General features: G+C 59.4%; 15 protein-coding genes. 7 read left to right on the top strand and 8 right to left on the bottom strand.

All coding sequences use genetic code 11. The features are described 5' to 3' along the window. The first annotated feature begins 35 nt into the window (after window positions 1-35). On the top strand, window positions 36-923 hold the full coding sequence (locus tag AA098_RS17015; RefSeq protein WP_003256092.1) for a LysR family transcriptional regulator: 888 nt from the start codon (window positions 36-38) through the stop codon (window positions 921-923). A 217-nt stretch (window positions 924-1,140) separates the two neighbouring features. On the opposite strand, the gene AA098_RS17010 is transcribed toward AA098_RS17015, so the two are convergent. After that, complete coding sequence (locus AA098_RS17010; protein WP_004577493.1) at window positions 1,141-1,596, bottom strand: MaoC family dehydratase; 456 nt, start codon at window positions 1,594-1,596, stop codon at window positions 1,141-1,143. A 231-nt stretch (window positions 1,597-1,827) separates the two neighbouring features. Between AA098_RS17010 and AA098_RS17005 the strand changes: the two genes are divergently transcribed. The 4 genes from AA098_RS17005 (at window position 1,828) to AA098_RS16990 (ending at window position 6,653) form a co-directional block, all read left to right on the top strand. Further along, window positions 1,828-2,853, top strand: coding sequence for an AraC family transcriptional regulator (locus AA098_RS17005; protein ID WP_003256087.1), 1,026 nt, complete (start codon window positions 1,828-1,830; stop codon window positions 2,851-2,853). A gap of 266 nt (window positions 2,854-3,119) precedes the next feature. Further along, entirely contained in the window at window positions 3,120-4,472 is a 1,353-nt protein-coding gene (locus tag AA098_RS17000) for an aromatic acid/H+ symport family MFS transporter (RefSeq protein WP_064614802.1), read from the top strand. A 28-nt stretch (window positions 4,473-4,500) separates the two neighbouring features. Then, window positions 4,501-5,229, top strand: coding sequence for a nitroreductase (locus AA098_RS16995; protein WP_003256082.1), 729 nt, complete (start codon window positions 4,501-4,503; stop codon window positions 5,227-5,229). A gap of 104 nt (window positions 5,230-5,333) precedes the next feature. After that, window positions 5,334-6,653 carry an OprD family porin gene (locus tag AA098_RS16990; RefSeq protein ID WP_003256081.1) on the top strand — a complete coding sequence of 440 codons (1,320 nt, stop codon included), beginning with the start codon at window positions 5,334-5,336 and terminating at the stop codon, window positions 6,651-6,653. A gap of 150 nt (window positions 6,654-6,803) precedes the next feature. Here the strand turns inward: AA098_RS16990 and AA098_RS16985 are convergent, their stop codons facing one another. Further along, window positions 6,804-8,216, bottom strand: a complete 1,413-nt coding sequence (locus AA098_RS16985) for a cytosine permease (RefSeq protein ID WP_003256080.1) — start codon at window positions 8,214-8,216, stop codon at window positions 6,804-6,806. A gap of 378 nt (window positions 8,217-8,594) precedes the next feature. Beyond that, window positions 8,595-9,047, bottom strand: coding sequence for an Lrp/AsnC family transcriptional regulator (locus tag AA098_RS16980; RefSeq protein ID WP_012052000.1), 453 nt, complete (start codon window positions 9,045-9,047; stop codon window positions 8,595-8,597). Window positions 9,048-9,158: 111 nt separating this feature from the next. Here AA098_RS16980 and AA098_RS16975 point away from each other — a divergent pair, with 111 nt between their 5' ends. Together AA098_RS16975 and AA098_RS16970 are read left to right on the top strand one after the other, a co-directional pair. Then, a complete protein-coding gene (locus AA098_RS16975; protein WP_003256078.1) occupies window positions 9,159-9,773 on the top strand; it encodes a LysE family translocator in 615 nt (204 codons plus the stop codon). Between the two features lie 66 nt (window positions 9,774-9,839). Beyond that, window positions 9,840-10,472: a LysE family translocator gene (locus AA098_RS16970; RefSeq protein WP_003256077.1), complete on the top strand. Its 633-nt coding sequence runs from the start codon at window positions 9,840-9,842 to the stop codon at window positions 10,470-10,472. 22 nt (window positions 10,473-10,494) lie between these two features. Here AA098_RS16970 and AA098_RS16965 read toward each other — a convergent pair whose 3' ends face one another. The 5 genes from AA098_RS16965 to AA098_RS16945 all read right to left on the bottom strand — a co-directional run bounded on the left by AA098_RS16965 (window position 10,495) and on the right by AA098_RS16945 (window position 15,297). Beyond that, window positions 10,495-12,678, bottom strand: coding sequence for an ATP-binding protein (locus AA098_RS16965; protein ID WP_003256076.1), 2,184 nt, complete (start codon window positions 12,676-12,678; stop codon window positions 10,495-10,497). Window positions 12,679-12,828: 150 nt separating this feature from the next. Beyond that, window positions 12,829-13,392 carry an NUDIX hydrolase gene (locus AA098_RS16960; protein WP_003256075.1) on the bottom strand — a complete coding sequence of 188 codons (564 nt, stop codon included), beginning with the start codon at window positions 13,390-13,392 and terminating at the stop codon, window positions 12,829-12,831. Window positions 13,393-13,394: 2 nt separating this feature from the next. Then, window positions 13,395-14,147 carry a GntR family transcriptional regulator gene (locus AA098_RS16955; protein ID WP_003256074.1) on the bottom strand — a complete coding sequence of 251 codons (753 nt, stop codon included), beginning with the start codon at window positions 14,145-14,147 and terminating at the stop codon, window positions 13,395-13,397. A gap of 88 nt (window positions 14,148-14,235) precedes the next feature. Beyond that, a complete protein-coding gene (locus tag AA098_RS16950; RefSeq protein ID WP_003256073.1) occupies window positions 14,236-14,625 on the bottom strand; it encodes a carboxymuconolactone decarboxylase family protein in 390 nt (129 codons plus the stop codon). A gap of 186 nt (window positions 14,626-14,811) precedes the next feature. After that, window positions 14,812-15,297 carry a flavin reductase family protein gene (locus AA098_RS16945; protein ID WP_003256072.1) on the bottom strand — a complete coding sequence of 162 codons (486 nt, stop codon included), beginning with the start codon at window positions 15,295-15,297 and terminating at the stop codon, window positions 14,812-14,814. Window positions 15,298-15,308: the final 11 nt, after the last annotated feature.

Genomic DNA, 15,308 nt, shown 5'->3' with positions numbered 1-15,308 from the left:
ATGGCAAATATCCGTAAAGCTGATATTTTTCAAAAATGACCCCAGAACAGCTGATAACGTTCGCCACGGTTGCCGAACACGGCAACATCAGCCATGCGGCTCAAGCCCTGCACCTGTCGCAGCCGGCGGTGTCCGGCCAGCTCAAGCTCTTGCAAGAGGCGTTTGGCGAACCCCTTTACCAACGTGCCGGCCGCGGCGTGCGGCTGACAGCGGCCGGTGAGCAGTTGCTGGCGCATGCCGAGCGCCTGCGCGAAACCTTCCGACAGGCGCAAGCACTGCGCGAGGCCATGCGCGGGCTGGAGCGCGGCACCTTGCGCATCGGCGCCAGTACCACGCCCGCCAGTTACCTGCTGCCTTACCTGATCGCCGATTTTCACGGGCGTCATCCGGATGTGCTGGTCAGCACCTCGCATGGCAACACGGCGGAGATCGTCGCCGCCCTGGACAGTGTTGATATTGCCCTGATCGAGGGGCCGCCCGGGCAGGAGTTGCCGTTGGGTACGCAAGTGACGCCGTGGCGCGAGGACGAGATCGTGGCGATTGTGCCCCGTGGGCATCCCCTGGCAAGCAGTGACCAGCAGACACTGGCGGCGCTCGGCACCTACCCCTTGGTACTGCGTGAAAGCGGCTCGGGTGTGCGGCAGATCGTCGAGCGGGCGTTTGCCCGTGATGGCGTGGCAATGCGAGTGGCGCTGGAGATCGCTGGCGTTGAAGGGGTAAAAGAGGCGGTCCGGGCCGGGATGGGGGTTGGCTTTGTGTCGGCGATGTCCATTCGTCATGAAGATGGGGCGCTGCACCGGCTGCAGGTTGCGCCGCAGGCGCTGGTGCGGCGTTTTTCCATTCTGTTGCCGCATGGGGCTACGCCTTCGCGGGCTGCCTCGCGGTTTCTTGAATTGTGTGTTGCCATGCAAGAGGTGGGTTGACTGTGCTGGCCTCTTCGCGGGCGTGCCCGGTCCCACAGGTTACAGCACAGATGTTGAAGACTGTGCTGTACCTGGACCGCCCGCCAAAATTTGAAAGCCTGCGCGCTGCGCTTGCTCAGCCGCTTCGCGCAATTGCGACCCTCTGACGGCGGTACTTGAGAGAGATGTTTGGGGGCTTCTGAGCAATGAGGATTGGTCAAATGGATCGGCGTCGGGGTCATTTTGCTCGTGCGATTAGCACGGTCAGGTCGTAAGTCAACACCGAACCGGTGCCGGCTACCTGCACAGCAATCGCGAGCGTGACCCAGCCGCAATCGTCTCGACGAGCGTGCTGTGAGACATTCATCACCTTTGCCGTCAGGCTGAGCCTATCTCTCGGCTTCACAGGTCGATGCATGATGAAGTTTTCAATGCGGTGCCCGGCCACGACATGCGTCACCGAAAACAGCGCATCACACAGCATTCGCTGAGCCAGTGCGAAGGTATGCACGCCGCTTGCACAATGTACGCCCAGGGGGCTGGAAAGCGCCTGAACAGGATCAGTGTGCATGTATAGCGGATCGTATTGCTTTGCGAAGGCGATGATTTCGTCTTGCGCCAACGCTTCATCTCGATGGTGTGTCCACGCCTGGCCGACAGAAAACTGCTCCCAGAACATCTCGCTGGCACTCATGGAAAGGGCCTTAAACAGGTGGGGTGACTATCCTGTATGCAGGGGCGAGAATGAAGCAATGCCCGCTTACCTCAGGTGTTGTGACCTCTCTGGGCGGTAATCCAAAACGTGTTGCAATAAAAAACAAGGGGCGTTGACACCTGGCACAGTGATATTGGTACGGTAGATCTTCTACGGGTGTGTCTGCTTTGCAAGGCAGCCTTTGGTATCGAGTTAGCAACGGAGCCCCAGATGGAGTTTTCTGCCCACAAAGGCACCACGTCGATCAGCCTCGTGCGGGACGCACTTCAAGGAGCAGAACTGCGTGGCCTGGATGTTGCTACTGTGCTCAGCCACGCGCATATTGATCCACGCCTGCTGGACCAGCGCTATGCCAGGGTACCTGCTGGTACGTTCTCCAGATTGTGGATTGCGTTAGCGGATTTGCTCGACGATGAGTTTTTTGCGGCAGACAGTCACCCCCTTCGCAGAGGTAGTTTCAAGCTGATGGCGCAGTTGGCCCTCGGCTGCGACACCATTGGACAGGCGCTCAAGCGGATTCTGGCGTTTCTCAGGGCTGCCCTTGATGACATCTATGGGTCGGTGGAGTGCGATGGAGAGTATGCTGTAATTGTCATCCATGATCATGGTGAGTCGCGAAGGGCGTTTTGTTATGGTGCCTGGCTGGTCCTCGTGCACGGTCTGCTTTGTTGGCTGTGCGACAGGCGCATCCCTGTTTTGAAGTTATCGATGCGTCCTCCTCAGCCAGAGGACGACAGCGACTATCGAATGCGTTTTTGTGAGGAAATCGAGTGGCGGGCCGAGAGAACCTCCGCTGTTTTCGAGAAGAATGTTTTGGAGTACAAGGTTTGCCAAACGCTCAGCACACTGCCTTTGTTTTTGAAGGGAACGCCAAGTAACTTCCTTGTGAAATACCGTAACGACGACAGCACGAGCATTACGATCCGGCGGCGACTAAAACTGCTCTCTCCACACACGTGGCCTGAACTCGATGAACTCGCACGCGACTTGAGCATGTCCAGTTCCACCCTACAGCGAAGGCTCTACGCTGAGGGTTTCACCTACCAACGGCTCAAAGATAATCTAAGGCGGGATATTTCCATCAGTCTGCTCTGCCGGGCAGGTATGACGGTGGATGGCGTTGCGTCAGAGGTTGGCTTCATTGAGACCAGTGCGTTCCACAGGGCATTCAAAAAATGGACGGGTATCACCCCTGGTGCTTACCGACGCTCGTTGCGTAGCCCTCGAGGGGACTAGTCCTCTGCGCTTGGGCTGATCACCCGCTGATTGAAGCCATCTGGTTTTCCAAAACTGCCCGTTCCGGTCAAGCAGAATGATGCCATTGGGCATGGTTGGGCCTTGCCATTAGGCCTACGATTTTTCTCGGGCGCCTTCTAGGGTCTCTCAACTCTCCCGACTTACACGCGGAACCATGCGTACCTGTGCGTGTGGTCGAGTTGTGCCAGATCGCTATACGTATGTGGACTTCAAAAACACAACAATAAGATTGAAGGAGACACGGTATGAGTTCTTTGAATATGTACACGTTGACCGAAGAGTCGAAGTTTAACCGCTTTCATGGGATTATTCTGTTCTGGTGCGTGTTAATTCTAATTATCGATGGCTACGACTTGGCAGTGGTGGGGGCTGCCTTACCGGCCATCATGGCCGATATGCAAATTGACGCAACCAGCGCCCGGGTAATGGCTGGCTCAGCATTGTTTGGGACAATGCTGGGCGCCATTTTTTTAGGCACATTGGCAGATCGAATTGGCCGGCCGAAAATGATCGCGATCTGTGTGGCGCTGTTCAGCGTTTTCACCGCTGCGGCAGGGTTCACTGACAGCCCGCTGACCTTCAGTATCATGCGCTTTATCGCCGGCTTGGGCATCGGCGGTGTGTTGCCCATCTGTACGGCGCAGATGGGTGAGTTCTCGCCCTTGAAAGTTCGCACCCGGCTGGTGACCATCGTTTTCGCAGGCTATTCGGTGGGCGGAATTCTGGTAGCCCTGACGGGTAAACAACTGATCGAAAGCTACGGTTGGCAATATGTGTTTTACGTGGCCGTCCTGCCAGTGGTTTTGATTCCTTTCATTCTCAAGTCAATGCCCGACTCTATCGGCTTTATGTTGAAGCAGGGTCGACAAGACGAGTTGAGAATCGTCGCGCGTCGCCTTCGTCCTGACCTTGTGATCACGGATGACACGCAGTTCGTCGGCAATCCTCAGATTATCTCTGCTCAAGATAAGCCAGTACGAAGCCTTTTCCTGGAAGGCCGTGGATACAGCACGGTCATGATCTGGATGGCATTCATGACCGGGCTGTTCATGGTGTATGCGCTCAATTCGTGGCTCACCAAGTTGATGGCCATGGCGGGTTTCAGCCTCGGTTCAGCCCTGAATTTCGTCATCGTGTTCAACCTCGGTTCGATCTTCGGTGCAATTCTGGGTGGATGGCTTAGCGACAAATTCAGCATCAAACACGTCTTGGTGGTGTTCTATGTAGTGGGCGCGGTCGCACTCACGTTGCTGGGATATACCCGCTCCACCGAACTGCTCTTTGTCGTCGTGTTCATCGTGGGGGCCTCGACCCTTGGCACCCAGCTTCTGGCCTATGCATACGCCGGCGATTTCTATCCCTCCACCATCCGCTCAACTGGCGTCGGTTTTGCCTCGGGCGTCGGTCGCGTCGGGGCGATTGTCGCACCTGTTTTGATTGGTGCCTTGGTGTCGATGGCGTTGCCGCTGGAGCAGAACTTCATGGCAATCGCGCTCGCCGGCCTGGTAGGGGCTGTTGCAGTGACCATGATCAACCAATCTCGCTCGGACTCGGCTGTAGTGAGGAAGAAGGCCACGGTTGCCCACGAGCTGACCTGACCATAATTCTGCGAGACAGGTGCCAAGTATGCTTATTGATCGCTTGCGCAAATCACCGGTAGGTTCGGACGAAACTGCCCGTTTGATCGACTGGGCAATCGTCTCACGTCGGAGCATCAGGTCGTTCCTCCCAACCCCAGTTCCGCGAGAGGAAATTGAAGCGGTTCTGAACGTTGCGCGCTATAGCGCAACAGGCGTCAATCTGCAGCCCTGGAACGTGCATGTTGTTACCGGCGATATGAAGGCACGGTTGTCCGCAGCAATTACTGAGGTTGATGACCATCCGGCTGATGACCAACGCTTTTCTGATCCCTACGCGTATTACCCCAGGGAGTGGACATCTCCCTACATCGAACGGCGCAGGGAGGTAGGGTGGGGGCTCTATAGCTTGTTGGGCATCAGTCGAAGCGATAAACAAAGGATGCACGAGCAACACGGCCGGAATTATCGCTTCTTCGGGGCGCCTGTTGGCCTGTTCTTCACGATTGACCGCGTGCTTCAGGAAGGGAGCCTGCTGGACTATGGCATGTTCCTGCAAAGCCTCATGATTGCCGCACGGGGAAGAGGCTTGCACACCTGCCCGCAGGCAGCATTCCTTAAATATCACAGCATCATCACTGAAATGCTGGCAATACCGAAGAGCCAAATGCTCGTCTGTGGGATGAGCTTGGGTTATGCCGATGATGGCAGCATTGAGAACACGTTGGTTACTGGCCGTGAACCCGTGCGTGCATTCACGACCTTTCACTCAGAATAAAAAACCTGGCGTGCGCCCTGTCCAAGTTTAGCGCCGGGCAGGGTGATACTGTTTCGATCATTCCGCTAAAGCGGGCCTTCACCCATTTGTAGGATTGGCATTGCATGGGGCGCTTCGCTGCGCTCCATGTTCAAGCACACAACAAGAACAAGGTGCCTGTGATGTCTATTGCTTTAAAAAAATCGTTGGCTTGTTCAGCAGCATTGCTGGTCGCGCCTTATGCTTCTGCCGCGTTCGTGGAAGACTTCAAAGGCAGTCTCGAACTCCGTAACTTCTACTATAATCGCGATTTTCGCAATGATGGCGCCACTCAGTCCAAGCGCGATGAGTGGGCGCAAGGCTTTATTTTGAACTTGCAATCGGGTTTTACAGAAGGGCCCGTGGGCTTCGGTATTGATGCGATGGGCTTGCTGGGGGTGAAGCTTGATTCCAGCCCGGACAGAACGGGATCAGGGCTGCTGGCCTACGATTCCGACAGGCAGGTTGAGGATGAATACGGTAAGTTCGTAGCCACCGCCAAAGCAAGGATGGGTAAGACGGAGTTGAGGATAGGGGGGGTGAACCCTCTGATGCCTTTACTCTGGAGTAATAACAGCCGCCTGCTGCCTCAGGTCTTTCGCGGTGGTTCGCTGACCGTCAACGACATCGATAAATTGACGGTAACGGCTATAAGGGTCAACGCCGTGAAGCAGCGTAACTCCACCGATTTCGAATCACTCACAGCCACGGGCTATGCCCCGGTTGAGGCGGATCACTACAACTACCTGGCATTTGACTTCAAGCCCACGAAGGACATGACCTTCAGCTTGCACGCCGCCGAGCTTGAAGACCTCTACACCTCCTACTTCGCCGGCATTAAAGTCATCAAACCGTTGGGGGAAGGCAATGTGATCGCGGATGTTCGCGTGTTCGATGCCAGCGAGACAGGCTCCAAAAAACTGGGTGAGGTGGACAACAGAACGCTGAGTAGCTACTTCGCCTACAGCATCAAGGGACACACCCTCGGTGGCGGTTACCAGAAGGCTTGGGGCGACACCTCGTTTGCGTTTGTAAACGGCACGGATACCTACCTGTTCGGCGAATCGCTGGTCAGTACATTCACTGCCCCTGAGGAGCGGGTGTGGTTCGCAAGGTACGACTTTGATTTCGCTGCGTTGGGTGTACCAGGCTTGCTGTTCACCACCCGGTACATGAAAGGTGATGATGTTGATCCTGATCTGCTGAAGAGCCGCCAAGCCGCTTCACTCCGCCTTAACGGGGAGGAGGGCAAAGAATGGGAGCGGGTCACTGATATCTCTTATGTCATTCAGAGTGGGCCGGCGAAGGGTGTTTCGTTCCAATGGCGAAACTCCACGAACCGCTCGACCTACGCTGACAGCGCTAATGAAAATCGCTTGATCATGCGTTACACCTTCAACTTCTGAATAGCGAAATGGGCCGGCCTTCTGGCGCCGGCCCCTTTTTTGCCATTCATTCCCAATCGACGGGTTCGCTGTTTCCCGCCTGAATTGCACCAGGCGTTCGGACGCCTGCACCCCGCCGTTTCATCTTTTGCTGCGAAAGGCCAGTACCGATCAAGCCACTGCTGCCAGCTTGGCGCTGGTCTGCCGACGACGGTAGGCACTGTCACGGCTCGCCAGCCACCAGTACAGCGGCGAGGTGATCGCCAACCCTACCAGCCACGACAGGTCAGCCCCGTTGATATGCTCGGAAATCGGCCCGACGTACAGCGGGGTGTTCATGAACGGTATCTGCACCACGATACCCACAGCGTAGGCGATCAGGGCCTGCGGGTTGTAGCGCCCATAGATCCCACCATCGACCTGGAAGATCGACTGGATGTCGTAATCACCTTTGTGAATGGCGTAGAAGTCGATCAGGTTGATCGCCGTCCACGGCACCAGCACCACCAGCAGTACCAGCACCATGTCAACGAAGTGGCCGATGAAGTCTGCCGAAGCGAACACCGCTACCACGCAGCAGGCCGACAGCACGATCAGCGACAGCACTGCACGGCTTTTGGCGGTGGGGATCCAGCGGTAGGCGAACGTTTGCACCAGGGTGATGATCGACAGCACCGCGCCATACAGGTTGAGGGCGTTATGGCTGATCACACTGAGCAGGAACAGCACCAGCATGATCGGGCCGAGCGTGCCGGTGGCCAGCTTGACCGCGTCCATGGTGTCCATGCCGGCCGGGATCGCCAGCACGGCCACGGCGCCGAAGATGAACGACAGGCTTGAACCCAGGGCCGAGCCCAGGTAGGTGGTCCAGAAGGTCGAGCTGACTTTGACATCTGCCGGCAGGTAGCGCGAGTAGTCCGACACATAGGGCGCAAAGGCGATTTGCCACAACGCCGCCAGCGACACGGTGGCCAGCCAGCCGGCCAGGTTGAAGCCGCCGCGGGTGAGGAAATCGTCGCTCTGCACATGGGTGAAGATGTAGGCGAAGCCAACCACGATACCGATACCCAGTACCCAGGTGCCAATGCGATTGAGCACGTGGATGAAGCGGTAGCCGATGATGCCGATGATGCCTGAACCCAACGCACCGACGACGATGCCCACCGGTACCGGAACGGCGTCGACCACGCCATGCAGTGACTTGCCGGCAAGGACGATGTTGGAAGCGAAGAAACCGATGTACATGACGCCGGCGATCACCACCACCAGCAGCGCGCCGAGGGTGCCGAACTGGGCGCGGCTCTGGATCATTTGCGGAATGCCCATTTGCGGGCCCTGGGCCGAGTGCAGGGCCATCAGCACCCCGCCGACCAGGTGACCGACGAGGATGGCGACGATGCCCCATACCAGGTTCAGGTGGAACAGCTGCACACCCAGCGCGCCGGTGACGATGGGCAACGGCGCGATGTTGCCGCCGAACCAGAGTGTGAACAGATCCCTTACCTTTCCATGGCGGTCTTGCGGGGGCACGTAGCCGATCGTGTGTTTTTCTATCAGGGGTGCCGAATTGGCTGCACTGGTCATGACTGACTCCAAGGCAAGGTAGGGCATTGGGAACTGCCCGGGGGCGTGCCGGCGGTGGGCGACGCGTTCTTGTTGGAGCGATGATGAGGGGCGCGGGGGTAACGAGAAATTAGTAAATATGTGCCCATAAGCGTTAAAAAAACTAAGGCTGACAAAAGCTTAAGCGGGTGACGGTAGCAAGGAGAGTGCCAGCTGGCTGAAGGCCGTGGGGTAGAGGGGCGGCGGGTTGGCAACCCGGATCACGGTGGGCTGGGTTGGTGCGATGTGCGCGTTTTCAGGGCAGATGAAAGGTTGCCTGGGCCGGCCTTTTTGCGGGTAAACCCGCTCCTACAGCAGGCGCGGGTTTACCCGCGAAGGGGCCGGCACAAGAGGAAACAGCTACATGGGGAGCAACCGATCCTGAATCACTTCCTTCATCACCAAGGTCGAGCTCAAGCGTTTCACATTGGGAATACTGGTCAGATGCTCGTCATACAGCTTCTGAAACGCCGGCAGGTCCTTGGCGACCACATGCAGCAGGTAATCCGGGTCGCCAAACAGCCGCTGCGCTTCGACAATCTGCGGGATCTGCGCCAGTGCCGTTTCAAAGTCCGCCACCGGCTGGCGGGTCACCTCGCGTAGCGTCACGAACACCAACGCGGCAAAGTTCAGCCCAAGGGCGCTCGGTGCCAGCCGTGCGTGATAGCCCAGAATGGCGCCGGACTCTTCCAGTGCCTTCAAGCGCCGATGACAGGGTGACAGGCTGAGCCCCACGCGGTCGGCCAGCTCGGTTACCGACAGCCGCCCGTCTTTTTGCAGCTCGGCAAGGATTTTTCGATCGGCTCTATCCATTGGGAAGAATCTTCCAATTCATGAATGCAAAGGGGAAATATACGAAAGAATATCCCCGAGCGAAATCCGTAATCTTTCGACATCCCAATGCAGTAGATAAGGAAGATTCAAGTGGCTATCAGTGTGCTGACGGCGTTCTGGGCTGTGTCGATGCTGTTCGTGATTACCCCCGGTGCAGACTGGGCCTATGCCATCTCGGCCGGCATGCGTGGGCGCTGGGTGATGCCAGCGGTGGCGGGGATGTTGTCGGGGCATTTCCTGGCCACGCTGGTGGTGGCGGCCGGGGTCGGCAGTTTGCTGGCAGGTCACCCGTTGGCGCTGACCTTGCTGACCCTGGCGGGGTGCAGTTACTTGCTGTGGCTGGGCGGCAACCTGTTGCTCAGCCCGGCATTGCCGGCGGCCGGGCAGGGCGGCGCGGGGGAGTCGGGCTCACGCTGGGCGTTGAAGGGTTTTTGCGTCAGCGGCCTGAACCCCAAGGTATTCCTGCTGTTCCTGGCCCTGCTGCCGCAGTTCACCGACCCGCAGTCGAGCTGGCCTGTGCCCTTGCAGATCTTGTTGCTGGGGCTGGTCCACCTGTGCAGTTCGCTGGTGATCTACACGCTGGTCGGCTATGGCGCCAAAGCTGTGCTGAGCACTCGGCCGGGTGCGGCAAAGCTGGTCGGGCGGGTGTCGGGGATGGCGATGATTACCGTGGCCCTGGGCTTGATAGCCGGGCAAATGACCTGAATTTACCGGTTCAGCATGACTTCAGATAAACTCGCTGCAACCTAATGCACAACCAGGATGTGCCCCGTGCCCGAAACCACGCAACTGCTCACGTTCGCCTTGATTTGCCTCGGCATGGTCCTGACCCCAGGGCCGAACATGATCTACCTGATTTCCCGCTCGATCTGCCAGGGCCGCCAAGCCGGCTTGATTTCGCTTGGCGGTGTGGCTCTGGGCTTCGTCATCTACATGTTCTGCGCGGCAATGGGCATCACGGCGCTGGTGATGGCGGTACCCTTTGCCTACGACGCGCTGCGCATCGGTGGCGCGCTGTACCTGTTGTACCTGGCCTGGCAGGCGCTGCGGCCGGGTGGCCAATCGCCGTTCCAGCTCCGTGAACTGCCCGCCGACAGCCCGCGGCGGCTATTCACGATGGGGTTTGCCACCAGCCTGCTCAACCCCAAGATTGCCGTCATGTACCTGTCGCTCATGCCGCAATTCATCGAGCCGGGCCACGGCAGCGTGCTGTTGCAGTCGCTGGTGCTGGGTTCGACGCAGATTGCCATCAGCGTTACGGTCAACGCGCTGATTGCGATCATGGCCGGTTCTATCGCCGTGTTCCTGGCTGGCAGGCCGCTGTGGCAACAGGTTCAGCGTTGGTTGATGGGAACGGTGCTGGCGGGGCTGGCGGTGCGCATGCTGGCAGAAGGGCGCCGTTGATCGCCTATTGCGATGCAAGGTATCAGTGGCCGAATACTTTGCCGAGTATCTGGCACACCTGTTCTGCCGAGTAGGGTTTGGCCAGGAAGGTGAACCCTTGGTGCCCGCCTTCGGCAATCGCCTCGCTATAGCCCGAAGTCAGGATCACCGGCAACTGCGGGCGCTGGCGGCGAAGTTCGCGGGCCAGTGCCAAGCCACCCATGCCGGGCATGACCACATCGGAAAACACCGCATCAAAATCACCTGCCGGGCCAGTCAACTGCGCCAGCGCTTCTTCTGCCGACCGTGCATAGCTGATTTGGTAGCCGTGGTCCTCGAGGAGCTGAGCTGTGAAACTGCCCAGGTCGGGATTGTCTTCTACCACCAGTATTCGTCGCCGCTCGCCCTGTACCTGTGGCTGGCTGCCGGCCGAGGCGTCTTCGGGCGAGGCCGCAGTTGGTGCCTCCTGCGGCAGATACAGGGTAAAGGTGGTGCCCTGGCCGGGGATGCTGTTCACCTGTACATCGCCCCCGGATTGCTTGGCGAAACCAAACACCTGCGACAACCCGAGCCCGGTACCTTCACCTGGGGCCTTGGTGGTGAAGAACGGGTCGAAGATGCGCTCCAGCAACTCGGTGGCAATACCGACTCCGTTGTCGCTCACCGATATCGCCGCGAACGGGCCTGGCTGTGAAGGCTGACCGCGCAAGGCCGGCAGGCACTGGTCGGCCTGCAGGCGCAGCTGCAAGGCACCTTCGCCAGCCATGGCATCGCGGCCGTTGAGCATCAGGTTGATTACCGCGGTTTCCAACTGGCTGAGGTCGGCGCGGATGTGGCAGGGCGCTTGGGGTAGCTGCAGCTCGACCCGGATGCGCGCGCCAGTGACGGTGTCGAGCATGTCGGCCATGGCTTCCAGCCGTGGCCCGGCTTCGAACACCTGTGGGCTGAGGGCCTGGCGTCGGGCGAAGGCCAGTAGCTGGCCGGTCAGTTTGGCACCACGGTCGACTGTGTCGGACATGGTCTTGAGGTAGCGCTCTCGGCGCTCCTCGGCCAGGTTGGGGCGCTGCAGGAAGTGCAGCGACGAGCGGATGATGGTCAGCAGGTTATTGAAGTCGTGGGCTACCCCGCCGGTCAGCTGGCCAATGGCTTCCAGCTTTTGGGCTTGGCGCAGCACGGCCTCGGTGTGCAGCAACTGAGTGGTGCGTTCTTCGACGCGATGTTCCAAGGTGGTGTTGAGCGCTTCCAGGGCCGCCATCGCTTCGCGCACTTCGGCATGGGCCTGCGCCCGCTGTATGTGCGCCCAGCATCGCTCGGTCACTTCGCTGATCAGTGCTTGCTCGTAGTCGGTCCATACCCGGGGTACGCGGTCGTGAATCGCCATCAGCGCGGTCAGCCTGCCACCCTTGATCAGTGGCATGCAGATGGTGGCCGTAATGCCGATGGCCTGAAAAGTCGCCGCCTCGTCAGTGGCCAGTTCGCGCAGGTTGTCGTTGATCACCAAGGCCAGGCCGCTGCGCAGGCGGCTGACCGCCAGGCGGCCGAAGTCATGCAGGTGATAGTGGCCCACCAGGCGTGGTGAGCCGGGTGTCACCGCATCGCCGCAAATGGTGAAACCGTCCTCGTCGGGGTCCATCATTGCATAGGCGCAGCTGGACAAGCCAAGGTGCTCGACCAGCATGCGGGTGGTGATGGCCATGATCTGGTCCGGGTCGGTCGCCTCGGTCACGGCTCGCCCGAGGGTATCGAGAAAGTTCAGGCGCTGGTTGGTGACCACGCTGGCGGTGGTTTCGGTGACCGTGTCGAGCATGCCCAGTATCTCGCCATCATGGCCGCGAATCGGGCTGTAGCAGAAGGTAAAATAGGCCCGCTCCAGGCCGCCGTTGCGGTCGATCATCAGCGGGAAGTCTTCGATGTAAACCGCTTCGCCGGCCAACGCGCGGGCCGCCATGCTGCTGATTTCATCCCAGGCTTCGTGCCACACGTCGCGGAAGGGGATGCCCAAGGCCAGGGGCTTGCGACCGAGAATCGGGGTGAAGGCATCGTTGTACAGGGTGATCAAGTCCGGGCCCCAGAGCACGGCTTGCGGAAAGCGCGAGGCCAGGCACAGAGCCATCGTGGTTTTCAGGGCATCGGGCCAATGTTCCAGCGGGCCCAGGGGGGTGGTGGCCCAGTCGTGGTTGCGGATGCGTTCGGCCATTAGCCCGCCGCCATCTAGCCATCTAGCCATGTGCTTTGCCGGTCCTCTTTCTCAAGGCCCTTAGGGTGCACCGAGAATAGACCGTTGGCGAGGGTTTTGTGAGGGCTGTGCCACTGCACGAGCCTCTGTAACTGCGCGATCCGGGTGAGTGCAGGTTCACCCGCGAAGAGGCCGTACCGGCTAGCGCATGAAGTGCACCTTGCCGGTGTCATCATTGCCCATGTAAATGCCATACACCCCGGCCTGCCGCTCGAGGATGTAGCGCTCGAGAATTTGCCGGATGGCCGGGTAGTAGATCTCATCCCAGGGGATTTCATCCGGTTCGAAGAACTTGTACGCCAGCGTCTCAGGCCCGTACTGCCCGGTTTCTTCGGTGACGATGGCACGGAAGATGATGTACACCTCGCTGATCTTTGGCACGCTGAAGATCGAATACGGCGAGACGATGTCCGCACGTACGCCGCTTTCTTCCCATACCTCGCGCAGCGCCGCCTGCTCGGTGGTTTCGCCAGCCTCCATGAACCCCGCAGGCAAGGTCCAGGTGCCGGGGCGAGGGGGAATGGCGCGCTGGCACAGCAGGTACTTTCCATCGCGCTCGATGATGCAGCCGGCGATGATCTTGGGGTTGATGTAGTGGATGTAGCCGCAGCCGGCGCAATGCAGGCGTTCGTGGGTATCGCCTGTGGGAACGCCCCGGGCCAGTTCCGTGGTGCAGTGCGGGCAGTAGCGCGGGGCATTGGGCATGATCAGCGACCTATGCGGGGTTCCTTCAGGGCCAAGGGTTCGACAATGTCGCGCACCTTGGCGTTGTCATCCTGCTTCTGGCGCAGGTAGTCCAGTGCCACCTTGGCGGCGGCGCGGACGTGGTCGACCGAGGCCTGGTGGGCTACCAGCGGGTCACCGCCCTTGATGGCCTCGACGATCTTTTCCATTTCGCGGTTGCTGGCGCCGCGGCGGTTTTCCTGCGATACCGAGGTGGCGCGCAGGTAGCTGATGCGTGCTTGCAACTGGCGCAACTGCTGGGCCGCCACCTGGTTGCCGGAGCCTTCCAGCAGCACATCGTAGAAACCTTGTACCGAATCCAGCACCTGTTGCAGCTCACCTTCTTCCAGTGCCTCGCGGTTCACTTCCAGCGCGCGTTCCAGCGCACGGATGTCCTTGGCCTTGGCGTTGAGGGTGAACAGTTGCACGATCAGGCCTTCGAGCACACAGCGCAGCTCATAGATGTCACGTGCGTCTTCCAGGGTGATGATGGCCACCCGTGGGCCTTTGGCGTCGGCGAACTCCACCAGGCCTTCGGACTCCAGGTGACGCAGCGCTTCACGTACCGAAGTGCGGCTGACGCCGAGGCGGTCGCACAGGTCGCGTTCGACCAGGCGGTCGCCGGGCAGCAGGTGAAAGTTCATGATAGCGGCGCGCAGCTTGTCGAGCACGATTTCGCGCAGAGTAACGGGATTGCGGTTGACCTTGAAGCTGTCGTCGAGTGGCTGGCGTTTCATCAGGTGCGCTCTTTATGAGGCTGTTGCGCCAACATCGCGGAATGCCTCGAACCGAGGCTTTCCATGCAGTGGTTCGAACAGCCCGTTGTTAACGGGTTGGCTCCGCATCGGCTTCGGCAAAGGCTTCACGGGCCAGGCGGAAACTGTCCACCGCCGCGGGTACGCCGCAATAAATGCCGACCTGGAGCAGGATTTCGCGAATCTGTTCACGGCTCAGGCCATTGCGCAGGGCACCGCGAATGTGCAATTTGAGCTCGTGGGGCCTGTTGAGCGCGGAAATCATGGCCAAGTTTATCATGCTGCGCTCTTTCAGCGACAAGCCTTCACGGCCCCAGACGTGACCCCAGCAATACTCGGTGACCAACTCCTGCAACGGTTTGGTGAACTCATCTGCGTTCTGGATCGAGCGGTTGACGTAGTCCTCGCCCAGCACCTGGGTGCGGATTTTCAGACCCTTTTCGTACTTTTCATTGCTCATGTGCAGTACTCCGGCATAAAACAGGGGCCGCAACCGAGGGTGAGACGATTAGCGCGACCCCTGAAAACAGGGTCATCGGTGTTGGCTTTTTCGCGGGATTGCCCGCTCCCACGGGTTCCAGGATCTGTGCGATACCTGTGGGAGCGGGCGAGCCCGCGAAGCGGCCAACACCGACTTCAAGATGTATCAGCCAAGCGGCGGCAGGGCGCCGAGCTTGCCTTTGTGGTAGACCATCGGGGTCACCGGCTCGGCCGGCAACACCAGGTTCTTCACCGCGCCGACAATGATCGCGTGGTCACCGCCGTCGTACTCGCGCCACAACTCGCACTCGATGATCGCCGTAGCCTTGGCCAGCAGGGGGTTGCCCAGCTCGCTCAGGTGCCACTCCACGCCCTTGGCCTTGTCCTTGCCCTTGCCTGCGAAGGCATAGGCTTCGGCGGTCTGGTCGGCGGACAGCAGGTGGATGGCGAACTGCTTGCTGTCGCGCAGAATCGGGTAGGTGTCGGAGGCGTAGTTGGGGCAGAACAGCACCAGCGCCGGGTCGATCGACAGCGCGCTGAATGCACTGGCGGTGATGCCGACGATGCCGCCGTCGGCGTCCAGCGTGGTCACTACCGTGACGCCGGATGGGAAGGAGCCCATCACGTCTTTGTAGATGCCGGGTTCGATCATCTCGTGTTCCT

Origin of the sequence: Pseudomonas sp. JY-Q, assembly GCF_001655295.1 — a bacterium.
Taxonomy (GTDB): domain Bacteria; phylum Pseudomonadota; class Gammaproteobacteria; order Pseudomonadales; family Pseudomonadaceae; genus Aquipseudomonas; species Aquipseudomonas alloputida.
This window is presented reverse-complemented; position numbering and strand designations above follow the sequence as displayed.